Annotated in this window: 15 protein-coding genes and 1 pseudogene; 7 read left to right on the top strand and 9 right to left on the bottom strand. The window is 72.8% G+C overall.

All coding sequences use genetic code 11. From position 1 onward, the window contains the following. The first annotated feature begins 441 nt into the window (after nt 1-441). Nucleotides 442-1,662 carry a thiolase family protein gene (locus tag LUZ64_RS17465; protein ID WP_095578700.1) on the top strand — a complete coding sequence of 407 codons (1,221 nt, stop codon included), beginning with the start codon at nt 442-444 and terminating at the stop codon, nt 1,660-1,662. Beyond that, nucleotides 1,659-3,788, top strand: coding sequence for a 3-hydroxyacyl-CoA dehydrogenase NAD-binding domain-containing protein (locus tag LUZ64_RS17460; RefSeq protein ID WP_095578701.1), 2,130 nt, complete (start codon nt 1,659-1,661; stop codon nt 3,786-3,788). Before LUZ64_RS17465 ends, LUZ64_RS17460 begins: the two co-directional genes overlap by 4 nt. Before the next feature lie 351 nt (nt 3,789-4,139). Here the strand turns inward: LUZ64_RS17460 and LUZ64_RS17455 are convergent, their stop codons facing one another. Continuing rightward, entirely contained in the window at nt 4,140-5,129 is a 990-nt protein-coding gene (locus LUZ64_RS17455; RefSeq protein ID WP_232389815.1) for a hypothetical protein, read from the bottom strand. Between the two features lie 236 nt (nt 5,130-5,365). Between LUZ64_RS17455 and LUZ64_RS17450 the strand changes: the two genes are divergently transcribed. The 4 genes and pseudogenes from LUZ64_RS17450 to LUZ64_RS17435 all read left to right on the top strand — a co-directional run bounded on the left by LUZ64_RS17450 (nt 5,366) and on the right by LUZ64_RS17435 (nt 10,573). Then, nucleotides 5,366-7,663: a HAMP domain-containing protein gene (locus tag LUZ64_RS17450; RefSeq protein ID WP_232389816.1), complete on the top strand. Its 2,298-nt coding sequence runs from the start codon at nt 5,366-5,368 to the stop codon at nt 7,661-7,663. A gap of 4 nt (nt 7,664-7,667) precedes the next feature. Beyond that, nucleotides 7,668-8,852, top strand: a pseudogene (gene pgsB, locus LUZ64_RS17445) (poly-gamma-glutamate synthase PgsB); the annotation flags it as partial. Nucleotides 8,853-8,932: 80 nt separating this feature from the next. Continuing rightward, nucleotides 8,933-9,415: a poly-gamma-glutamate biosynthesis protein PgsC/CapC gene (locus LUZ64_RS17440; protein ID WP_087925693.1), complete on the top strand. Its 483-nt coding sequence runs from the start codon at nt 8,933-8,935 to the stop codon at nt 9,413-9,415. A gap of 72 nt (nt 9,416-9,487) precedes the next feature. After that, nucleotides 9,488-10,573: a C40 family peptidase gene (locus tag LUZ64_RS17435; RefSeq protein ID WP_095578703.1), complete on the top strand. Its 1,086-nt coding sequence runs from the start codon at nt 9,488-9,490 to the stop codon at nt 10,571-10,573. A gap of 82 nt (nt 10,574-10,655) precedes the next feature. Here the strand turns inward: LUZ64_RS17435 and LUZ64_RS17430 are convergent, their stop codons facing one another. After that, nucleotides 10,656-11,765 (bottom strand): PLL family lectin, encoded by a 1,110-nt coding sequence (locus tag LUZ64_RS17430; RefSeq protein WP_095578704.1) that lies wholly within the window; start codon nt 11,763-11,765, stop codon nt 10,656-10,658. Between the two features lie 129 nt (nt 11,766-11,894). On the opposite strand from LUZ64_RS17430, the gene LUZ64_RS17425 reads away from it, so the two are divergent. Continuing rightward, nucleotides 11,895-12,317: a PIN domain-containing protein gene (locus tag LUZ64_RS17425; RefSeq protein WP_095578705.1), complete on the top strand. Its 423-nt coding sequence runs from the start codon at nt 11,895-11,897 to the stop codon at nt 12,315-12,317. Nucleotides 12,318-12,449: 132 nt separating this feature from the next. On the opposite strand, the gene LUZ64_RS17420 is transcribed toward LUZ64_RS17425, so the two are convergent. The 7 genes from LUZ64_RS17420 to LUZ64_RS17390 all read right to left on the bottom strand — a co-directional run bounded on the left by LUZ64_RS17420 (nt 12,450) and on the right by LUZ64_RS17390 (nt 22,828). Beyond that, nucleotides 12,450-13,958: an ArnT family glycosyltransferase gene (locus tag LUZ64_RS17420; RefSeq protein ID WP_095584092.1), complete on the bottom strand. Its 1,509-nt coding sequence runs from the start codon at nt 13,956-13,958 to the stop codon at nt 12,450-12,452. 119 nt (nt 13,959-14,077) lie between these two features. Next, nucleotides 14,078-15,574, bottom strand: coding sequence for an amino acid permease (locus LUZ64_RS17415; RefSeq protein ID WP_095584091.1), 1,497 nt, complete (start codon nt 15,572-15,574; stop codon nt 14,078-14,080). A 245-nt stretch (nt 15,575-15,819) separates the two neighbouring features. Continuing rightward, the gene (gene dxs / locus LUZ64_RS17410; protein WP_095582243.1) at nt 15,820-17,757 is read right to left on the bottom strand and encodes a 1-deoxy-D-xylulose-5-phosphate synthase; all 1,938 of its coding nucleotides are present in this window, start codon (nt 17,755-17,757) and stop codon (nt 15,820-15,822) included. A gap of 463 nt (nt 17,758-18,220) precedes the next feature. Further along, entirely contained in the window at nt 18,221-19,501 is a 1,281-nt protein-coding gene (locus LUZ64_RS17405; protein WP_095582244.1) for a sugar ABC transporter permease, read from the bottom strand. Further along, a complete protein-coding gene (locus tag LUZ64_RS17400; RefSeq protein WP_095582245.1) occupies nt 19,498-20,286 on the bottom strand; it encodes an ATP-binding cassette domain-containing protein in 789 nt (262 codons plus the stop codon). Before LUZ64_RS17400 ends, LUZ64_RS17405 begins: the two co-directional genes overlap by 4 nt. Before the next feature lie 37 nt (nt 20,287-20,323). Next, entirely contained in the window at nt 20,324-21,433 is a 1,110-nt protein-coding gene (locus tag LUZ64_RS17395) for a substrate-binding domain-containing protein (RefSeq protein WP_170116799.1), read from the bottom strand. Nucleotides 21,434-21,628: 195 nt separating this feature from the next. After that, on the bottom strand, nt 21,629-22,828 hold the full coding sequence (locus LUZ64_RS17390; RefSeq protein ID WP_095582255.1) for an ROK family transcriptional regulator: 1,200 nt from the start codon (nt 22,826-22,828) through the stop codon (nt 21,629-21,631). Between the last annotated feature and the right edge of the window lie 48 nt (nt 22,829-22,876).

Genomic DNA, 22,876 nt, shown 5'->3' with positions numbered 1-22,876 from the left:
CGGCACGGCACCACCGGCCCGGTCGGCGGAAGTCGCGCGGCGGCGCGCCGTCGCGGCCGCGCGGCGCCGGAACTGCCGGCCCCCGTTCACCGCTTCCCGGGCTGCGCCCCGGGCCCCTGGCCGGGGGTCCGGGGCGCAGCCCCGGTTTCGGGAAGGGGCGGGCCAGGGGACTCTCCCCCGCCGCGACGGCGCGCGACCCCCACCGGGGAACCCGGCGGTGCCGAACCCGCCGTGGCCGCCGAACCCGCCACGCCCACCCGCACCCGCACACCCCAGCCCGCGGCAACCCCCGCACAACGGAATGTGACCTTCGCCGCTCCCGCCGGAGGGGCTGGGCAACCTAGTTACCCGTAAGTAGCATGGCCGTTGTCAGCCCGCACCGCGGCGGAGCCGTACCGGCATGCCCGCGCGCAGCGATCCCGCACATGGAGGAGAGCCAACGTGCCTCGTACCGCTAGGGACGTCGTCTTCGTCGACGGCGTCCGCACCCCGTTCGGCAAGGCGGGCCCGAAGGGCATCTACCACGAGACCCGCGCCGACGACCTCGTCATCAAGTGCATCCGTGAGCTGCTGCGCCGCAACCCGAACCTGGACCCCGCCAAGATCGACGAGGTCGCCATCGCCGCGACCACGCAGATCGGCGACCAGGGCCTGACCCTCGGCCGCACGGCCGGCATGCTGGCGGGCCTGCCGCAGACCGTGCCCGGCATGTCGATCGACCGGATGTGCGCCGGCGCGATGACCGCCGTCACCACCGTCGCCGGCGGCGTCGCCTTCGGCGCGTACGACGTCGCCCTCGCGGGCGGTGTCGAGCACATGGGCCGGCACCCGATGGGCGAGGGCGTCGACCCCAACCCGCGCTTCGTGTCGGAGAAGCTGGTCGACGACTCCGCCCTCGTCATGGGCATGACGGCGGAGAACCTGCACGACCGCTTCCCGCAGCTCACCAAGGAGCGCGCGGACGCGTACGCGGTCCGCAGCCAGGAGAAGGCCGCCAAGGCGTACGCCGACGGCAAGATCCAGGCCGACCTGGTGCCGATCTCCATCCGTCGCACCACGCCCGAGGGCGGCGAGCTGGGCTGGGGCCTGGCCACCGCCGACGAGCCGATGCGCCCGGGCACCACCATGGAGGGTCTGGCCAACCTGAAGACCCCGTTCCGCCCGCACGGCCGGGTCACCCCGGGCAACGCCTCCGGCCTCAACGACGGCGCCACCGCCTCGCTGATCGCCTCCGAGGACGCGGCGCGCGAGCTGGGCCTGCCGGTCCGGATGCGCCTGGTCTCCTACGCCTACGTGGGCGTCGAGCCCGAGGTGATGGGCTACGGCCCGATCCCGGCGACCGAGAAGGCCCTCGCCAAGGCGGGTCTGACCATCGACGACATCGGCCTGTTCGAGCTGAACGAGGCGTACGCGGTGCAGGTGCTCGCGCTCCTGGACCACTACGGCATCGCGGACGACGACCCGCGCGTCAACCAGTACGGCGGCGCCATCGCGTTCGGCCACCCCCTGGCCTCGTCGGGCGTGCGCCTGATGACGCAGCTGGCCCGGCAGTTCGAGGAGCAGCCGCACGTCCGTTACGGCCTGACGTCGATGTGCGTCGGCCTCGGCATGGGCGGAACGGTCATCTGGGAGAACCCGCACTTCGACGGAGGCGACAAGTGAGCACCACCGCTGAACTTCTCAAGGGCGCGGCGGAGCTGTTCCCCGGCGAGGTCGTGACCCAGGCGCACGTACGCCACTTCGACCTGCCCAAGGGCGCGGGCACGTTCGCGCTCATCACGCTGGACAACGGCCTGGACCACACCAAGCCGACCACGTTCGGCCCCCGGTCGCTGGCGAACCTCAGCGCCGCGATCGACCAGGTCGAGGCGGAGGCCCGGGACGGGAAGATCACCGGCGTCGGCGTCACCGGCAAGCCGTTCATCTTCGCGGTCGGCGCCGACCTCAAGGGCGTGGAACTGCTCGCCCGCCACGAGGACGCGCTGGCCATCGGCAAGGGCGGCCACGACGTCTTCAAGCGGCTGTCGTCGCTGGCGGTGCCGACCTTCGCGTACTACAACGGCGCGGCCATGGGCGGCGGCGTCGAGGTCGGTCTGCACTGCACCTACCGCACGGTGTCGAAGGCGATCCCCGCCTTCTCGCTGCCCGAGGTCTTCCTCGGCCTCGTCCCGGGCTGGGGCGGCTGCACCCTGCTGCCGAACCTGATCGGCGCCGACCGCGCGGTCTCGGTGATCATCGAGAACTCGCTCAGCCAGAACAAGCAGCTGCGCGGCAAGCAGGTCTTCGAGCTGGGCATCGCCGACGCGCTCTTCGAGGGCGCGGACTTCCTGGAGCAGTCGCTGCTCTGGACCGCGTCCGTCCTGAGCGGCGAGACCGAGGTCTCCCGCCCCGAGGTCGACCGCGGCGAGGCCTGGGACCAGGCCGTCGAGCGCGGCCGGTTCATCGCGGACTCCAAGGTGCACGGCGCCGCCCCGGCCGCCTACCGCGCGCTGGAGATCATCTCCGCGGCGAAGAACGGCGACCTGGCCGCCGGCTTCGACGCCGAGGACAAGGCCCTCGCGGACCTGATCATGGGTGGCGAGCTGCGCAGCGGCATCTACGCCTTCAACCTGGTGCAGAAGCGCGCCAAGCGCCCGGCCGGCGCCCCGGACCGCTCGCTGGCCCGCCCGGTCACCAAGGTGGGCGTCGTCGGCGCCGGCCTGATGGCCTCTCAGCTCGCGCTGCTGTTCCTGCGCCGCCTCGAGGTACCGGTCGTGCTGACCGACATCGACCAGGAGCGCGTGGACAAGGGCGTCGGCTACGTCCACGGCGAGATCGACAAGCTGCTCGCCAAGGGCCGCATCGGCCAGGACAAGGCCAACCGCCTCAAGGCGTCGGTGACGGGCTCCCTCGACAAGGCCGCCGCCTTCGGCGACGCGGACTTCGTCATCGAGGCCGTCTTCGAGGAGATGGGCGTCAAGCAGCAGGTGTTCGCCGAGGTCGAGGCGGTGGTGCCCGCGCACACCATCCTCGCCACCAACACCTCCTCGCTGTCCGTCACCGAGATGGCGTCGAAGCTCAAGCACCCCGAGCGGGTCGTGGGCTTCCACTTCTTCAACCCGGTCGCGATCCTCCCGCTCCTGGAGATCGTGCGCGGCGAGCGGACCGACGACGCCTCGCTGGCCACGGCCTTCGGTGTCGCCAAGAAGCTGAAGAAGACCGCGGTGCTGGTGAAGGACGCCCCGGCGTTCGTCGTCAACCGCATCCTGACCCGCTTCATGGGCGAGATCCAGAACGTCATCGACGAGGGCACCCCGGTCGCGGTGGCCGAGAAGGCCGTCGAGCCGCTCGGCCTGCCGATGTCGCCGCTGGTGCTGCTGGAGCTGGTCGGCCCGGCGATCGGTCTGCATGTCTCCGAGACGCTCAACCGCTCCTTCCCGGACCGCTTCACCGTCTCGCCGAACCTGGCCGCCGTGGTCAAGGCCGGCAAGCGCGGCTTCTACGTCTACGACTCCGGCAAGCCGGAGCTGGACCCCGAGGTCGCGGCGCTCCTTAAGCAGGGCGACGTCGTCCTGACCGAGGAGCAGGTGCGCGACCGGGTGCTGGACGCCGTCGCGCAGGAGATCGGCCTGATGCTGGACGAGGGCGTCGTCGCCGAGGCCCAGGACATCGATCTGTGCCTGATCACGGGCGCGGGCTGGCCCTTCCACCTGGGCGGCATCACGCCGTACCTGGACCGCGAGGGCGTCTCCGAGCGGGCCGCGGGCCGGCGCTTCCTGGCGCCGGGCGTGGCGAGCGTGCCGGCGTAACGCCGGGCGTTACGCCGGAATCACCGGAGCGCCGGGCGGGCTCGCAGGAGCCGGTCCGGCGCTCCGGCGCGTCCCCGGGCCGGGGGGGGCGGGCTCGTCCCGTCCGGCCCCCGCGGCGGAACCCGCCGCGCGGGTGCCCTCAAGCGCCGGACGGGCTGGACGCGGCCACTGCCCGGCGTTCGTCATGCGGCACCGGCAGAGAACGGTGCTCCCGCGGCGCGGCCTCGGGCGGGGGCTCCGCTCCCGTAGGGGCGGCCGCGGCACACAGCGGTGTTCGGCCGCTACCCCGGCACGGGCCGCAGCGGCGGATCCGGGCCGGACCCGTGGTCACCCGGCCGCCGCCCGCCGGCGCTACGCCCCGCCCCAGCGCCGCGTCACCTCCGTGAGCGCCTCCACCGCCGCCGCCACGAGCCGGTCGTCCATCCGCACCCGGCGGTTGTGTTCCACGTGCAGGAACGGCACCCCCACCGCCGCCGCGTGGTCCCCCTCGACGTTCGTGCGGCCCTCCAGGCGGCCGCAGTAGCGCTCCCACACCTCGCAGACGCGCAGGTCCCGCGCGCGCAGCGCCTCGGCCAGGCGGCGGGCCGGGCGGAGCCCGGCGTCGCCCTTGCCCGTCGAGACGACGACGTCCTGGTCTGGCAGGCTGCTGTCGGCGAAGCCGTGCACCTGGACGGCCGGGAGCTTGCGGTCGGCGAGCGCGTCGGAGACGGCGGCGAAGACGGAGTCCCGGCGGTGTGCCACGTCCGCCACGTCCGACGTGCCCGTACCGTCCGAGGGGTCCGGCGTGCCCGGGCCCGCCGCCCGGTGCGCGCCGGCCAGGACCAGGACGCCGCCGGGCGTCCCCCGCAGCAGCCCGATGCCGAGCTGTTCGCTGCGCAGGTCGGCCGTGGGGTGCGGGACCTGCACCTGCCAGCGGGCGGGGCCGCGCAGGTCCACGTAGACCCGTCCCCAGCCGCGCCGCGCCTCCCCGTCCGCCGTGGCGTCGGCGATCTCGGCGACCTGCTGCCCGCCGTCCCGGTCGACGAGGGCGCGCACGGTGTAGCCGACCTCGGTCAGGGCCCGTTCGGCCCGGGCGCGGTGGCCGTCGAGCAGCGCGCGTACGCCGTCGGCGACGGCGCGGCGGTCGCGCTCGCCGGGCACCTGGTAGCGCCCGCTCGCGGTGATGCGGTCGGTGAAGTCCGTGATCCGCTGCCGGAGGTCGACGGGGCTCGGCGTACCGACGCGGGCCGGGGCGGTGGCGGGCGGGCGGGAGCCGGACGGGGACGAACAGCCCGCGAGCCCCGTCAGGGTGAGGACCGCGAGCAGCGCGAAGACGCGGGCCCCGCCCGACTTGAGTCTCATGTCGGTAAAATTACCCCTTCCGGACATTCGACTTGGCAAAGCACGCCCATCGGCCTATACGGCAACTCCGCGGCAGATGCATGCACATGGGGCGTGTCGCCATAGATTTTTGGAAACCCTTTAATTATTGCTTAGGATTCGACGGCCCCTCGCTTCAGCCCTCACCCGCACGCGCCGCAGACAACATCCACCGCACCCGTCGTCCCGGCAACACCGTGCCGTGGTCGAAAGGAACCATGTTGTCCGCTTCGCGCGGCACACGCCGGCGCAAGATACGCCGCCGCGCCGACATGCCCCTGCTGGGTGGCGCCCGGCCCCCGATAGCCGCGCTGCTGGCACTGCTGCTGGCCGTGGCCGGGGCGACGGCCCTCGTCCTGGGCGATCGCGACCGGGCGGGCACCGACACGGCCGTACTCGGCTCGCAGCAGCGGGTGGCCGAGGACGGCGCCCTGTCCCTGCGGGCCTCCCTCGACGAGAGCGTCACCGACCTCCAGCGCGCCGCGGCCCTCTTCGCGGGCCCCGAGCCCGTGGCGGCCGACACGGCCCTGGACAAGCTCGGCAAGGTCTACAACAAGTGGCGCGGCACCGCCGTCATCGACCCGGTCGACGGCACCCTGCTCGCCGCGCGCGGCGAGAACATCCCGCTCGCCCCCCTCCTCAAGGACGTCAAGGGCGCCACGGGGGCCGGGAACGCCGGTAAGGACGGCAAGTCGGCCGGACCGGGTGAACTCACCGCCCCCGCCCCCCAGCTGGTGCGGCTGCGCTCGGGTGAGACCCGCATGCTGGTCACGGCCCCGCTGCGGGGCGGCGACCGGCCCCGGCTGCTCGTCGCCTCCGGCACCCTCAACGTCCCCGGCATCTCCACCGGCGAGAACCGCTCCCTACTGGTCGTCGACTCGGCCGGCACCGTGCTGGCCAGCGACGGACCGCCGGTGGCCCGTACGTCCTGGGCCAAGCAGGCCGCCCGCACCGCGGCCTCGAACTTCACCAGGACCCCCGAGCCCGGCGGCCACCCGGGCGCCAGCGGCCACCTGATGGCCCGTACGGGCGGCGGCGACAGCGGCGACCGCCGTACGGCCGTGGGCTACGCGGCGGCCGGGCGCGCACCCGGCGAGAACAGCCCCGCCGGCGGCCTCGGTCTGTCGGTGATCACCTCGGTGAAGGTCACCGGAGACCCGGCGGCCGTCCGCACCCAGGCGTTCGGCCTGGTCGCCGCCGGAGTGCTGCTGGTCCTGGCGCTCGTCGTGACCTGGGTGCTGATGCGCACGGTCCAGCGACCGCTGCTCCAGCTGTACCTGGAGAGCCGCCGGCTCGGCCGCGGTGAGCTCGACCGGCCGGTCCGGCGCTTCCGGGGCCGCGAGCCGGCCCGGATCGGCGCCGCCCTGGAGAGCCTGCGCCGCCAGAGCCTCGGCGAGCGCCCCACCCGCACCGGCCGGGCCCGGGGCGGCTTCGGCACCCGTGGCACCGTGATCGTCTGCGGGGTGCTGCTGCTCGCCTGGGCCGCGCCGCTCCTGCTGCTGCTCAACCGCGCGGGCGGTTCCGTGACGGTGCCCAAACAGCTCGTCGAGGACCAGCGGCGACGCACCGACACCGCCGCCGACCGGGTCCGCAAGGCCCTCAACGAGGGCTGGGCGGACGTGGCCTCCGTCGCCCAGATCGTCGGCGCGGGCACGAAGGGCACCAAGAACGACAAGGACGCCGGGAGCGGCGACGCCAAGGACGCGGCCAAGGACACCGCCGCCGACCGGACCGTCCTGGAGACGACCCTGCGCGAGCACCCGCGCTACCGCGCCGTCTACGTCCTCGACGGCGACGGCAAGGTCGTCGCCCGGGCCGGCGCCTCGCCCCGCCATCCGGCCGGGCGCAAGCCGTACCCGGACTCCGTCGCCCAGCTCAACACCTCCGGCAAGGAACCGGCCGTCGCCGCGTACGCCGCGGTGCCGGACGGCAACGGCCGCACCGTCGTCGGCGAGTACGACCCGCAGTTCCTCGTCTCGATGGTCACCCGGCCCGGCCTCGGCCAGGTCTGGCTGGTCGACAAGAAGCACCGCGTCATCGCCGCCGACCGTCAGCACGGCTTCCGCGCGTTCAGCAAGCTGCCCGGCGGTCACCTCGACTCCCTGGCCGCCAAGGCCCGCAAGGACAGCGACGGCAAGGCGGTCCTGCACCGCTCGGCCCGCTCGGCGTCCCTCGCGGCGGCCGCGCCCTTCACCGGCGGCGGCGCGGTCAAGGGCCTGGAGTGGCAGGTCGTCAGCGAGCAGCCGACGTCCTGGCTGAAGCTGCCCGAGTACACCGCCGAGCGGCACACCATGCTCGCCGGCCTGCTGGGCGTGACCGCGGCCGTCGCCTGCCTGGGCTGGCTGCACATCATCGTCATCCGCCCGCTGCGCTCGCTCGCCGACAAGGCGGAGGCGCTGGCCGCGGGCGACCGGAAGACCGTGCTGTTCCCGCAGCACCACGACGAGGTCGGCGCCGTCGTCCGCAACCTGGAGCTGATCCGGCAGCGGCTGGCGCGACCCTCCGGAAGGAACTGACCCCGTGCTCTTCCTCTACACGGTCCTGGTGATCTGCTGTGCGATCGTGCTGGTCGCCGGGGTGATCGAGCAGCGCCGGCACTTCACCAACCTCGACCTCATCCCCACCCGGGTGCTGATCAACGGCATCCGGGGCAAGAGCTCCATCACCCGGCTGTGCGCGGGCGCCCTGCGCGGCGGCGGGCTGGTCACGGTCGCCAAGACCACCGGCACCGCCGCGCGCTTCATCCACCCGGACGCCACCGAGGAGCCGGTCTACCGCAAGTTCGGCATCGCCAACGTCGTCGAGCAGATCGGCATCGTACGGCGCGCCGCCGCCTACCGCCCGCACGCCCTGGTGATCGAGTGCATGGCGGTGATGCCGGCGCTCCAGGAGGTCAACCAGACCAAGCTGATCCGCTCCACGATCGGTGTGCTGTGCAACGTCCGTGAGGACCACCTCGCGGAGATGGGCCCGACCCTGGACGACGTCGCCCGGTCGCTGAGCCGGTCCATGCCGCACGGCGGGATCTGTGTGACGGCCGAGGTCGACCGGCTGCACATCCTCCAGGAGGAGGCCGACAAGCGCGACTGCCGGCTGATCGCGGTGGACCCGGAGACGGTCACCGACGCGGAGCTGCGCGGCTTCAGCTGGTTCACCTTCAAGGAGAACGTCGCGATCGCGCTGGCCGTCGCCGAGCTGCTGGGCGTCGAGCGCGCCACCGCCCTGCAGGGGATGTACGACGCGCCGCCGGACCCCGGTGTGCTGTCCGTGGAGCGCTACCGCACCCCCGAGGGCGTGCCGTTCCGCTTCGCCAACGTCTTCGCGGCCAACGACCCCGAGTCGACGCTGATGAACGTCGAGCAGCTGCTGAGCCTCGGCGCGATCGAGCGGCCGCTGCACGTCCTGATCAACTGCCGCCCCGACCGTGTCGAGCGCAACGGCCAGATGGGCGAGATCGTCCCCCGGCTGGCCCCCGACTCGGTCTTCCTCATCGGCCACCCCACCAAGAGCGCCGCCGACGCGATCCCCGACGGGTGGCGGGACCGCGTCGTCGACCTCGGCGGCGACCGCCGCGACCCGGCCGAACTGGAGCGCGAGATCCTGGGCCGGCTCGGACCGGGGGCCTCGCTGGTCGCCATCGGCAACATCCACGGCCAGGGCGAGCTGCTGCTGGAACGGCTGGCCGAGCTGCCGGCGGACGAATCGGCGCGGCCCGAGCCGCAGGAACAGCAGGAACAGCCCCCCGTGTACGTACCGACGTATATAGATCCCACAGGAGACTTCCGTTGATCCCCGCCGTCCTCACCCCGGAGATCGCCGCCATCGGGATCGCCCTGGGCCTGCTGTTCTCGCTGGTCTGTTATCTGACGACCAATCTCTCCCCCGGCGGCATGATCACCCCCGGCTGGCTGGCCCTCACCCTGGTCGAGGACCTCCAGCGCGCGGCCATGGTGGTCGGCATCACCGTGCTGACGTACCTGTCCACGCTGCTGCTCCAGCGGTACGTGATCCTCTACGGCAAGCGGCTGTTCGCCGCGGTCGTCCTCACCGGCGTGGTGCTCCAGGCGACCCTGCACATCATCCTCCAGCAGCAGTTCCCGCTGATGTACGCCAACCAGACCCTCGGCTTCATCGTCCCGGGTCTGATCGCCTATCAGCTGGTCCGCCAGCCGAAGGGCGCGACGCTGCTGGCCACGGGCACGGTCTCGCTGGCCAACTACGTCGTCCTCACCGCCGGCATCCTGCTCGGCTTCATGCCGACGGCCTGACCCGGCGACACCCCGGCCCGACCGGCCCCACCAGCCCGCCTGACCCTCCTTAACCCCACGGAGCGCAGCCTGATGACCCCGAAGACCAAGGACCGCAAGAAGCAGAGCCTGACCGGCCGCCGCGCGGTGCACGCGCTGGTCGTGACCGGTCTGCTCGGCGCCAGCGCGTACCTCACCGTGGAACTGCGCGACAAGCGGCCTGAGGCGGCGCCGCCGGTACGGTCCGTGGGCGGCTCCGGCCCCACCGCGGGTGCCGCCAAGGCGGCACCCGGCGAGCGGCGTTTCGAGCGGCTCGCCCACCCGGCCCGTACGGTCGTCCGCGCCGGGGACGGCGCGGTGCTGGCCACCTTCACGGACGGCGCCCGCACCGCGGTCCTCACCGGCCCCAGCCGTACCTTCACCGAGCCGAAGTACACCTCGGCGAAGGTGACCACGGACAGCTGGGTGCGGCTGCTGCCGCAGCAGTGGAAGGAGGGCTCCGAGAAGGCCGCCTGGTTCACCGAGTGGTTCGGGAAGTCCCTGGGCAGCAAGGACCCCGACATCTTCGCCTTCTCCATGGAATACCTGGAGGGCGCGCCGCAGAAGAAGGACGCGCAGGGGCTCGTGTACGCGGGCGACGCCCAGTTCGGCCCGCTCAACCCGGGCGGTTCGGAGGCGGGCGACATGCGCCTGGAGCAGTCGGACTTCTACGACTACCTGGGCATCCCGTACACCTTCCGGGACGGCACCGTGGAGCGCCCCGAGCCGCAGCGGCTGCGGGCCGTGGACTGCTCGGGCTTCGTCCGCACCGTCTTCGGCTTCCGCGCCCGCTACCCCCTGATGGGCAAGGACGTGAAGGGCGACGGCCTGCCCCGCACCGCCAACGGCATGGCCCGCCTCTCCCCCGGCGTCCCCGTCCTGGAGCTGACCGGCAAGCGCCCCGAGGCCACCGACCGGCTCCAGCCGGGCGACCTCGTCTTCTTCGACATCGACCGCCGCACCGGCGACCGCCTGGACCACGTCGGCATCTACCTGGGCCTGGACACGGACGGCAAGCCCCGCTTCATCTCCAGCCGCGAGGAGGCCAACGGCCCGACGTTCGGCGACAAGGGCGGCACGGCCCGCCTGGACGGCAACGGCTTCTACGCGACGGGGCTGCGCAGCGCGAAGCGGCTGTGACGGCGGGCGGGCGTGACCCCGCCCGCCCGGTACCCGGGGGCCGGGCCGGGCGCCAAGCCCCGGGGGCGGCGGCCGTCAGGGCTCAGATCCGCTCCCACTCGCCCAGCGCCAGGCCCGGCTCCGACGTCCGCTGGCGCGCCACCCGCAGGTGGCCGTCCATGCCCAGGACCGCCACCACGACCCGGCCCTGAGCGTCCCGCGCCAGGGCCGGCGCGCCCGAGAACTCCTCGCCCGTCTCGGACCAGACCGGCTCCACGGTCTCGTCCCCGCTGGGGAACGCGGCGACCGCGGGCAGCCCGGAGGCGGCGCGCTGGGCCAGGACCGTGCAGTCGTGGCCGTCGAGGAGCGTACGGAGCACGGCGACGGGGCCGCTGCCGGTCGTCCCCAGGGAGACGCTCTCGGGCTCGGCGCCCTCCTCCACGGCCTCCGTGGCCTCCACCGCCTCCGGCGCCTCGGGCGGCAGGACCCGGAGCGAGGAGTCGCCGTCCTCACGCCAGAAGTGGGTGATCCGGTCGTCGCCGGTCGGCGCGGACGTCGAGGAGGCCGCGGCCGGCTTGGCCGGGACGTTGCGGATCCGGCGGAACGGGCCGCCCGGCTGCTCCTGCCGCCAGCGCAGGACGAACTCGGCCGCCGGGGCGAGGAGTTCCACCCGCCCCTCGTCCGTCGCGCCGGCCGAGAGGCTGTCCAGGACATGACTGCCCTTCATGTCCAGCCAGGGGCCCCAGATTCCGCGCGCGTCCTGGCGCCGGCCGCACACCCCGCCGCCGGAGTTGCGGACGAAGACGTTCAGGCCGTGGCGGTCGACGGCCGCGGCGGGCACGCCGATCTGCTCGGCGCGCTGCCGGTCCTGGCCGTGGGGGGTGCCCAGCGACCGCCAGTTCGTGGGCTGCCGGCCGGGCTGGAACTGCGTCGCGTAGACCACCTCGGTCTCGGTCCGCTCGCCCTCGTCGCCCGTGACGGTCCGCCTGCGCACGCCGACCAGGGAGACATAGCCCTCGGCGCTCTGCGCTATGGAGAGGTAGGGCTCCAGGCCGGGCACGGGCAGCAGCTCCGGGCCGGTCCACCCGGGGCCGCCCGGCCGGGTCTCGGTCCAGCGCACGACACCGCCCTCGGTCGGCGCGTAGGCCGTCAGCCGGCCGTCACCGCCCCGCAGTAGCCAGCCGGTGACCGGGGTGGCCGTACGCACTGCCATGACTCGCTGCCAGCCTTTCTCGCACGCGGGCCCCGCGCGCTCCGCGCGACGCCCGTTTGTCGACCCTCGACAATAACATCGTGGCCACCCGGGAACTTCCGTGCGGACCGGGCGTGCGAGGCTGTGGGAATGACCGCACTTCTTGTCGTGGATGCCGCGAATGTCGTCGGTTCGGTGCCCGACGGGTGGTGGCGCGACCGCCGGGGCGCCGCCGTCCGGCTGCGGGACCGGCTGGCCGCCGACGCGGCCGCCGGCGGCCCCGCGCTGCCGGTGGCACCGGCGGAGGTCGTCCTGGTGGTGGAGGGCGCCGCGCGCGGCGTGGAGTCGGTGCCGGGCGTGCGGGTCGAGGCCGCCGAGGGCAGCGGTGACGACCGGATCGTCGAGCTGGTGGCCGGGCGGGACCCGGGCAGGCGCTGTGTGGTGGTCACCGCGGACCGGGAACTGCGGGAGCGCGTCCGCGCCCTGGGCGCGGAGGTCCTGGGCCCGAGGTCGGTACGCCGCGGGAACGGGGAGAAGCCCGCACCCGGGCAGGACCGGGACGGGATCGGGTAGCAGCCGGGCAGAAGCGGGACGGAACCGGGTAGCAGCCGGGCAGAAGCGGGACTGAACCGGGCGGACGGCGCGGCCCGTTCCCGCCGGGCCGCGGCGGAGGACATCTCACCCGGCCCCTCGCCGCCCCGCCCCTCACTCCGGCCCGCGCCCCTTCCGCGCGTACAGCACCGCCCCGTCCACGGCCCCCACCCGCTCGTACGACCGCGCCAGCGCCGCCCGCAGCGACGGCAACCGCCCCGGGGCGTACGGCTTGCCGCGCGAGTCGTCGACGACCAGCTCCGGTGGCCGGTGGGCCAGCTCGCGGCGGAAGACCGGCCAGGAGCCGGGCACCCCGTACGCCTCGCCGACCCGGGAAGGGCCGCGCCCGCCGCTGTAGTTGGTGAGCAGACCGGCCGTCAGGAAGCGCCCCGAGGGGCGGCGGTCGGCCAGCCAGTACTGCTCGGGGTGCATGCCCCAGAACAGGACGCGGGCGGTCGGCCGGGTGCGCTCGCGGACGGCGCGGGCCACCTTCAGGGAGTGCGGCAGGTCGGGCGGTTCGTCGGTGAGCCCCCAGCCCAGGAAGTACCCGCAGGAGAGCACGGACAGGCCCACGGCGGTCCGCAGCACCCGGCGGGGCAGCGCGCGCAGCGCGGACGTGGCGAGCAGCGCGAGCGGCGGGATCAGCTGGAGGTAGTAGTGCCCGAAGAAGTGGAAGCCGGTGGTCACGGCCACGCCGGAGGCGGCGAGCCATAGCCACAGCTCGGGCGGGGCGGCGCGGCGGCGGGCGAGGAGCAGGGCGCCGACCGGGACGAGCAGCCCCGCGCAGCCCACCGCGGCGACGGTCGCGCCCGACGCCGCCCGGTCGACGGCGAGCGGCACCGAACCGGCCACCGACGCGTAGGTCCCCGACCCCGTCACCGACCAGAACAGCAGCCGGGCGGGCCCGGTGAGCCAGGCGACGGCGGCCACCGGCAGGACGGCGCCGAGGGCCAGGGCCACGGCGCCCGCGCCGCGCCCGCGGCCGGTCCAGAGCATCAGGAGTACGGGCGCGAGGACCGCTCCCCCGGTCTGCTTGGTGAGCATGGCGCCCGCCACCGCCAGTCCGGCGGCGCCCCAGCGGGCCCGGTCCGCGCACCACATGGCGGCCGCCGTCCACGGCAGCATGAAGACCTCGAAGCAGGCGGCCTGCGCGTCCTCGGGGGCGAGGCAGACGGAGGCCAGCAGATAGAGCGACCCGGCGGTGCGGCCGGCCCGCTCGCCCCAGCGGCGCCGGGCCAGGGAGGCCAGCAGCACGGCGGTGAGCAGCTGGGCGAGGACCGCGAGGGCCTTGACGGGCAGCAGCGAGCCGTCGCCGAAGAGCGCGAAGCACAGTTCGTACAGCCAGGGCAGCACGGGCGGCTTGCGGTCGACGACGGTGCGGTAGAGGACGGCGCCCTGGCCGAGCATCCGGGCCTCGGTGGCGAGGAAGCCCTCGTCGGGGTTCCAGAGGGGGCGGGTGAAGGACGGCAGCCGGGTGACGAGGGCCAGGACGGCCAGGGCGGGCAGCAGACGGCGCCAGAAAGGGCCGTTGCCCGGGGGCGCGGCGGGCTCGTGCTCGTAGGGGGGCCGCGCGTGCGGGACGGGGGTGCCGGCCGGTACGGCTGCGCGCTGTGCGACGGGCATGCAGGTCAACCTAGGGTGCGTCCTCGGGCGGCGGTCCGCGGTCTGCCCGGGGGCCGGGGCCCGGCCGGGAGGTGCCGCCGGGCGGGCCCCGCTTCAGGGGCCGCCCGGCGGTGGGGCCGTCAGGGCACGCGGCTGTGGGCGCGCCCGTAGACGAAGTAGACGACGACGCCGAGGACCATCCAGGCGGCGAACCGCAGCCAGGTCTCGGCGGTGAGGTTGAGCATCAGCCACAGGGAGGCGAGGACGGACAGGACGGGCACGAGGGGGACGAGGGGGGTGCGGAAGGCCCGGGGCAGGTCGGGCCGGGAGCGGCGGAGGATGACGACGCCGAGGGCCACGACGACGAAGGCGAAGAGCGTGCCGATGTTGACCAGCTCGGCGAGGACGTCGATCGAGGTGAAGCCGGCCAGCACGGCGACGACGACGCCGAGCAGGATCGTGGAGCGGTAGGGCGTGCCGTACTTCGGGTGCACCCGGGAGAAGATCCTGGGCAGCAGCCCGTCACGGCTCATGGCGAAGAACACCCGGCTCTGGCCGAGCAGCAGGATCATGCACACGGTGGTGAGGCCGACGGCCGCGCCGAAGCTGATCAGCCCCGCCCAGAAGGGGTGGCCGGTGGCCTTGAAGGCGTCGGCGAGCGGGGCGTCCGTGGAGAGGTCGCTGTACTTCTGCATGCCGGTGACGACGACGGACACGGCCACGTAGAGGATCGTGCAGATGGCGAGCGAGCCGAGGATGCCACGCGGGACGTCACGCTGGGGGTTGCGGGTCTCCTCGGCGGCGGTGGCCACGATGTCGAAGCCGATGAAGGCGAAGAAGACGACGGCGGCCGCGGAGAAGATGCCCATGACGCCGAAGTTCGACGGCGAGAATCCGAAGATCAGCTGGATGAGCGGCGCCTTGATGTCGCTGCCGGCCGTGGTGCTCTGCGAGTCGGGGATGAACGGCTCGTAGTTGGACCCGGTGATGAAGAAGGCTCCCACGATGATCACGATCAGGACGACGGTGACCTTGATGGCGACCACGACGGCCGTCACCCGCGAGGACAGCTTCATGCCGAGGACGAGGATCGCGGTGAGGACGAGCACGAGGGCGCACGCCAGGATGTCGAAGCCGAAGCGGCCCTCGTGGGTGCCCTCCAGGCCCACGGGCAGGTGCCAGCCCGCGTTGTCCATCAGCGAGCGGATGTAGCCGGACCAGCCGACGGCCACGACGGCGCAGCCCAGCGCCAGTTCCAGGATCAGGTCCCAGCCGATGATCCACGCGGGCAGCTCGCCGAGGGAGGCGTACGAGAAGGTGTACGCGGAGCCGGCGACCGGCACGGTGGAGGCGAATTCGGCGTAGCAGAGCGCCGCGAGCCCGCACACGATGCCGGCCAGGACGAAGGCGAGCGCCACCGAGGGGCCGGCGTTCTCCTTGGCGACCTTGCCGGTGAGGACGAAGATGCCGGTCCCGATGACGACGCCGACGCCGAAGACGGTGAGGTCGAGGGCGGTGAGCGACTTCTTGAGCGCGTGCTCCGGCTCCTCGGTGTCCCGGATGGACTGCTCCACCGTCTTGGTCCGGAAGACGCCGCGCCCGCCGCGGCTGTTCCGGAGGGGTTGTTCCGTGCTCATCGGCCCACCTCCACCTGTCTCGGATCTCTCTCGGCCGTCGCTCATCCGTTCATCCGTGAACTGAGCGAGTGTCCGCGATGATCCGGTCCGTACCGGGGTGGGCCCGGCCACGGGGGCCAGGATTCACCCGATGGGACGCGGGCGGGGGTATGCGTACGGGCCGGTCGGACCACCCGGATAGGTGGTCCGACCGGCCCGTGGGTCCGACCGGCGCCCCCGGCGGTGGCCGGGGGCGGAGGGGCGGGTCAGTCGCGGGCGGCCTCGGCCACGACCTCGTCCGTCCCGGAGACCTCGTCGTAGCGCCCGTCCAGCTTCGCGACCAGGCCGGTGACCTGGCGCGCGATGTCCGGCGCGGTGAGCCCGATCTCGGCCATGACCTCCTTGCGGGAGGCGTGGTCGAGGAAGCGCTGCGGGATGCCGAAGTCGCGCAGCGGGAGGTCGACGTCGGCGTCGCGCAGCGCCTGCGAGACCGCCGCGCCGACGCCGCCCGTGCGGCCGTTGTCCTCGACGGTGACGACGACGCGGTGCTCGGCGGCGAGGCCGGGCAGGGCCGCGTCGACGGGCTTGACCCAGCGCGGGTCGACGACGGTCGCGGAGATGCCCTGCTTGTCGAGCAGGTCGGCGACCTCCAGGCACATCGGGGCGAGGGCGCCGACGGAGACGATGAGGACGTCGGGGCGCCGCACGCCCTCGGCGGGCTTCCGCAGCACGTCCATGCCGCCGACGCGGCCGACGGCCTCGACGGCGGGGCCGACGGTGCCCTTGGAGTAGCGCACGACGGTGGGGGCGTCCTTGACCTCGACGGCCTCGCGGAGCTGGGCGCGCACCTGGTCGGCGTCGCGCGGGGCGGCGATCCGCAGGCCGGGGACGACCTGGAGGATCGACATGTCCCACATGCCGTTGTGCGAGGCGCCGTCGTCGCCGGTGACGCCGGCCCGGTCGAGGACGAAGGTCACCCCGCACTTGTGCAGGGCGACGTCCATCAGGACCTGGTCGAAGGCACGGTTGAGGAACGTCGCGTACACCGCGAAGACCGGGTGCAGGCCACCCGTGGCCAGGCCGGCCGCGGAGGTGGCCGCGTGCTGCTCGGCGATGCCGACGTCGTAGACGCGGTCGGGGAAGGCCTTGGCGAACTTGCCGAGGCCGACCGGCTGCATCATCGCGGCCGTGATGGCGACGATGTCCTGGCGCTCCTCGCCGAGCTTCACCATCTCGTCGGCGAAGACGGAGGTCCAGCTGGCGCCGGAGGAGGCGAGGGGCAGGCCGGTGTCGGGGTGGATGGCGCCGATGCCGTGGAAGCGGTCCGCCTCGTTCTGCTCGGCGTGCTTGTAGCCGCGGCCCTTCTGGGTGAGGCAGTGCACGAGGACGGGGCCGCCGAAGCGCTTGGCGCGCTGGAGCGCGGACTCCAGGGCCTCGATGTCGTGGCCGTCGATCGGGCCGACGTACTTGAGGCCGAGGTCCTCGAACATGCCCTGCGGGGCGATGAAGTCCTTGAGGCCCTTCTTCGCGCCGTGCAGGGTCTCGTAGAGCGGCTTGCCGAGCACCGGCGTGCGCTCCAGCAGGTCCTTGCCGCGGGCCAGGAAGCGCTCGTAGCCGTCCGTGGTGCGCAGGGTGGCGAGGTGGTTGGCGAGGCCGCCGATGGTGGGCTCGTAGGAGCGCTCGTTGTCGTTGACGACGATGACGAGGGGGCGGTCCTTGGCCACGGCGATGTTGTTCAGCGCCTCCCAGGCCATACCGCCCGTGAGCGCGCCGTCACCGATCACGGCGACGACGTGGTCCTTGCGGCCCAGCACCTGGTTGGCCTTGGCGAGGCCGTCGGCCCAGCCCAGCACCGTGGAGGCGTGGCTGTTCTCGATGACGTCGTGCTCGGACTCCTCGCGCGCGGGGTAGCCGGACAGGCCGCCCTTCGCCCGCAGCCGCGCGAAGTCCTGGCGGCCGGTGAGCAGCTTGTGCACGTACGACTGGTGCCCCGTGTCGAAGAGGACCTTGTCCTTCGGCGACTCGAAGACCCGGTGCATGGCGATGGTGAGCTCGACCACCCCGAGGTTGGGCCCGAGGTGTCCACCGGTCTTGGACACGGCGTCGACGAGGAAGGTCCGGATCTCCGCGGCGAGCTGATCGAGCTGCTCCGGGCTCAGCCGGTCCAGATCGCGCGGTCCCCTGATGCGGGATAGCAGCGCCACCCGTGCCTCCTTAAGCGTTCGAGCTGTCGAGCCTTGCCGGTCTGTCGAGTCTAATGTTCCGCCCGCGATGCGGGTGAACGGGTGCTGCGAGGTATGTCACGCGATCGGCGTAGACCGGTGGATCTTTCCCCACGGGGCGTTCCGCCGCAACCGGAGGGGGCCGGATCCGGCCTGTGGGGGTGTCGTGCGGGCCGGGGACGAATGTTCAGGCCGTCCAGGGCCCGAGGGACCCGTGTCCGCCGCGACGCCTGTCGCTCCCGCCGCACCCGGTCCCGGGCCGGATGTCCTCAAGGGCTACCGGGCGTCGTCCGCGGCGTCGACGTAGGCCAGGGCGTGCTCGTCGAAGGGCGCCGCCGCCCGGGCAGCGGGCGGGGTCCGGGGCGGAGCCCCGGGACCGGGAAGGGGCGGGTAGGGGAAAAGCCCCCACCCGCCCCACCGAGCCGCTCAGGCCCCGCTCAAACCCTCAGGCGCGCCCCGCCGTCTTCTGCGTACGACGCGACACCGAGTCGATCACCACTGCGGCGAGCAGCACCGCACCAGTGATCATGTACTGGACGGCGGAGGCGATGCCCAGCAGCGCCATCCCGGAGGCGATCGACTGGATCACCAGCACGCCCAGCAGCGCGGACCAGGTCTTGCCGCGCCCGCCGAAGAGGCTGGTGCCGCCGATGACGGCCGCGGCGATGGCGTTCATCAGCAGGCTGCCGGCCCCGGAGGACTGGTTCGCGGCGTTGATCTGCGAGGCCAGGAACATCCCGCCGAGGGCGGCCATCGTCCCGGAGAGCGCGAAGACCGAGATCCGGATCGCCGGGACGTTGATGCCGGCCCGCCGGGCCGCCTCGACATTGCCGCCGAGCGCGAAGACCCTGCGCCCGTACGAGGTGCGCCGGAGCACCAGGTCCAGGGCCACCACGATGCCCAGGAAGATCACCACGGCCAGCGGCAGGCCCTTGTACTGGTTGAAGAGCCAGGCCACCACGTACGCGGGCACCGCCAGCGCCGCCGTGCGCAGCACGATCTCGCTGAGCGGGCGGCTGGGGACGCCCGCGGCCTCGCGCCGCCTGCTGTCGCGGAAGGACACCACGAAGAACACGGCCACGGCCACGGTCGCGAGCCCGTAGGCCGCCGAGATATCGGTGAAGTAGTGGTTGGTGAGGGCGGCGACCAGGCCGGAGTCGTCGAGGTTGATGGTGCCGTTGGAGCCGAGGACCTGGAGCATCAGGCCGTTCCAGCCCAGCAGGCCGGCCAGGGTGACCACGAAGGCGGGTACGCCGATCCGGGCGAAGAAGAACCCGTGGAGGGCTCCGATGACGGCACCGGAAAGGAGCGCCAGGACGAGCGCGAGCCACTCGGGCATGCCCTGGTTCACATTGAGCACGGCGAAGACGGCCGCCGCGAGCCCGCTGACCGAGCCCACGGAGAGGTCGATCTCGCCGAGGATCAGGACGAAGACGATGCCGACGGCGATCAGACCGGTGCCGGCGGCGGTGACGAAGAGGTTGGAGAGGTTCTCCGCGCCGAGGAAGGCCGAGTCGCGCAGCTGGAAGACGAGGCCGATGATGATCAGCCCGACGACCACGGGCAGCGAGCCCAGCTCGCCGCTGCGCAGCTTCCGGCCGAATTCGCTCCAGTAGCCGGTGAAGCCCTCCTGGCGGACCAGCAGGCGGGGGTCGACGGGGGTGACGGCGCCGTCGGCGGGCGCCTGGCCGTTCGTACCGCTCGTCTTGGAAAGGTTCGCGCTCACTTCTCGCCCTCCGCGGTACGGGCCTTACGGCGGGTGACAGCGTTGTCGGTGGCACCGGTGATGGCGGAGATGATCTCTTCCTGGGAGGTGTGGGCCACCTCGAAGACGCCGTTGTTGCGGCCGAGGCGGAGCACCGCGACCCGGTCGGCGACGGCCTTCACGTCGGCCATGTTGTGGCTGATCAGGATGACCCCGAGGCCGCGCTCGCGGAGGCGCTCGACGAGGTCGAGGACCTGCGCGGTCTGCTCCACGCCGAGCGCCGCGGTGGGCTCGTCGAGGATGACGACCTTGGGCTCGCCGAGCAGTGAGCGGGCGATGGCGACGGTCTGCCGCTGCCCGCCGGAGAGCGCGGCGACGGGGATCCGGACACTGGGGATCCGGATGGACAGGGTGGCGAGCAGCTCGCGGGCGCGGCGCTCCATCTCGACCTCGTCCAGCACCCCGGCGCGGACGATCTCCCGGCCGAGGAAGAGGTTGCCGACGACGTCGAGGTTGTCGCAGAGCGCGAGGTCCTGGTAGACGGTCGCGATGCCGAGCTCCTGGGCGGTGTGCGGCCGGTCGACGGTGACCGGCCGGCCCTCCCACTCGATCACCCCGTCGTCGGCGGGGCCGACCCCGGCGATGGTCTTGACCAGGGTGGACTTCCCGGCGCCGTTGTCGCCGACCAGGGCGACCACCTCGCCGGGGTGGATCTCCAGTTCCACGTCGGTGAGCGCCTGGACGGCACCGAACCGCTTGGAGATCCCGCGCAGCGCCAGCACGGGCGTAGCGGACACGTTCATCATCTCCTTCGCCGCCCCGCGGGGGCGGCAGCTGTGGGGCTTACTTCAGTCCGGCCTTGTCGCACTGCGCCTTGTACTTCGCGGTGCAGATCTCGTCCAGGTTGAAGAAGCCCTCCTTGCCGACGTACTGGCCGATGTCGGCCTTGGTGAGGGCGAAGGGGGTGACGATGATGGCGGGGATCTTCTTGGCGGTGCCGCTGTCGACGGTGGACTTGGCGACGCCGTCGAGGGCCTTGCCCCGGGCGAGGGCGACGGCCATCTCGGCCGCGGCGTCGGCCTCGGGCTTGTAGGGCTTGTAGACGCTCATGAACTGCTCGTCGGAGAGGATCCGCTGGACGGCCGAGAGCTCGGCGTCCTGGCCGGTGACCGGCGGGAGCTTGTCGAAGCCGGCGCTCTTGAGCGCGGTGATGATGCCGCCGGCCATGCCGTCGTTGGCGGAGTAGACGCCGACGATCTTGTCCTTGCCCAGCGAGGAGATGGCGCCCTTCATGTTCTCGTTGGCGTTCTCCGGCTTCCACTCCTTGGTGTCGTACTCCTTGCCGATCTTCACCTTGCCGTCGAGGACGGAGTGGGCGCCGTCCTTGTACATCTTGGCGTTGGGGTCGGTGACGGAGCCGTTCATCATGACGATCTCGCCCTTGGCGGCGTCGTCGCCCAGCTCCTTGAGCAGAGACTCGCCCTGGATCTTGCCGACGCGCTCGTTGTCGACGGAGGTGTACGCCTTGATGGGGCCCTCGGCCAGCCGGTCGTACGCGACGACGGGGATGCCCTTGTCGTTCGCCTTCTTCACCGAACTCGCTATCGACTTCGCGTCCACCGCGTCGACGATCAGCGCGTCGACCTTCTTGGTGATCATCGTGTCGACCTGCTGCTGCTGGACGGAGGCGTCCTGCTTGGCGTTCTCGTAGAGGACCGTGGTGTCCGAGCCCGCCAATTCCTTGATCTTCTTTTCGATCAGCGGCTTGTCGAAGCGCTCATAACGCGCGGTCTGGTTTTCCGGCAGAAGGAGGCCGATGGTCAGCGCGGCCTTTCCTTCCTTCTTGCCACCGCCGTTGTCACCGGCTTCCTTGGCTTTCCCGCAGGCGGCGAGACCCGCGGCCATCGAGACGGCCGCCACGGCCACAGCGGCACGACGCAGATGCGTGTTCACTTGCAGATACCTCCCTGACGAGGCCGCGCCGTTGCGGCCGAGGTGGCTGGAAGTCAACTCGGCCGCCAGAAGAGCGTCAAGAAGTAAATCCTTAACGAGATGGCAACGATGCCATTCGTTATCTGCGTGAACTCAAGATGCGACCGCGCCGCGCCGCGAGGCCCCTGGAAAGGCGGAAAGGAGGGCAGCCGCGGCTCAGGCGAGGACGGCCGCGCCGACCGGCGGCATCCGGTCCAGCAGGCTGGAATCGCCCATCTCGCTGAGGACGAGCGCGAGGGCGCCCAGCACCTCCGCGCGACCGCCGAGGGCGCCCGGCACGACCTCCAACTGCCGTGCGGCGCTGGGGATCGCGTAGCGGGAGACGGATTCGCGGATGGGCGCGAGGACGAGCTCGCCGGACTCCGCGAGGTCGCCGCCGAGAACGACCCGGCGGGGGTTGAGGAGGTTGCAGAGGTTGGCGACGCCGCTGCCGATGTGCCGGCCGACGTCGCCGATGACGCGCCGGCAGCCCGGGTCGCCGTCCTGCGCGAGCCGCACCATGCGCGCCACGGTCAGGTCGGTGCCGTGGGCCGAATGGAGCAGGGGCAGCACATACCGGGCGGCGGTGAAGGTCTCCAGGCAGCCGCGGTTGCCGCAGCGGCAGACGGGCCCGGACTCGTCGAGGGTGATGTGCCCGATCTCGCCCGCGGTGCCGCCGGGACCGCGATAGATCTGCCCGTTGATGACGAGCCCAGCGCCGACACCGCTCGCGACCTTGATGTAGGCGAGGTCGGCGGCGCCGCGCCCGGCCCCCCAGACCAGTTCGCCGAGAGCGCCGAGATTGGCGTCGTTGTCGACGTGGACGGGCACGTCGAGGCGGGCGGCGAGGTCGTCGCGGGGGTTGGTGCCGGCCCAGCCGGGGAGGATCGACGTCGACCCGAGCGTGCCGGTCTCCACGTCGATGGGCCCGGGCACCCCGAGGCCCACCCCTACGATTTTCGCCGAATCGATCCCGGCCTCCGAGATCAGCCGCCTGACCAGCTGCTCCGCCCGGTCCAGCCCCTGTGCGGCGGAGGCGTCCACATCCAGCGGCTCGGCGTCCTCGGCCAGCACGCGGTGGGCGAGGTTCCCGATGGCCACCCGAAGGTGTGTATGCCCGAAGTCGACACCGACGACGATCCCGGCGTCCCCGGACAGCGAAACGCTCCGCGCCCGCCGCCCGCCGGAGGAGGTGGGGGTGACTTCGACGGTCCCGCCGTCCTTCAGCTCCCGCACGATGTTGGAGACCGTGGCGGCCGACAACCCCGTGGTCCGGGCGATCTCCGCCTGGGTCAGCGACCCCGCCATGCGCACCGCGCGCACGACCCGCTCCAGGTTGGCCCGGTGCAGCGACGACTGCGACCCCGGAGTCTCCACGCCCATCCACTCCCACCTAGCCGGACACGGCACGCCGACCGTCCCCGC

This window comes from Streptomyces albireticuli (genome assembly GCF_021228125.1).
Lineage (GTDB): Bacteria > Actinomycetota > Actinomycetes > Streptomycetales > Streptomycetaceae > Streptomyces > Streptomyces albireticuli.
Note: the sequence above shows the minus strand (reverse complement) of the source record. Positions and strands in the feature narration are given on the sequence as shown.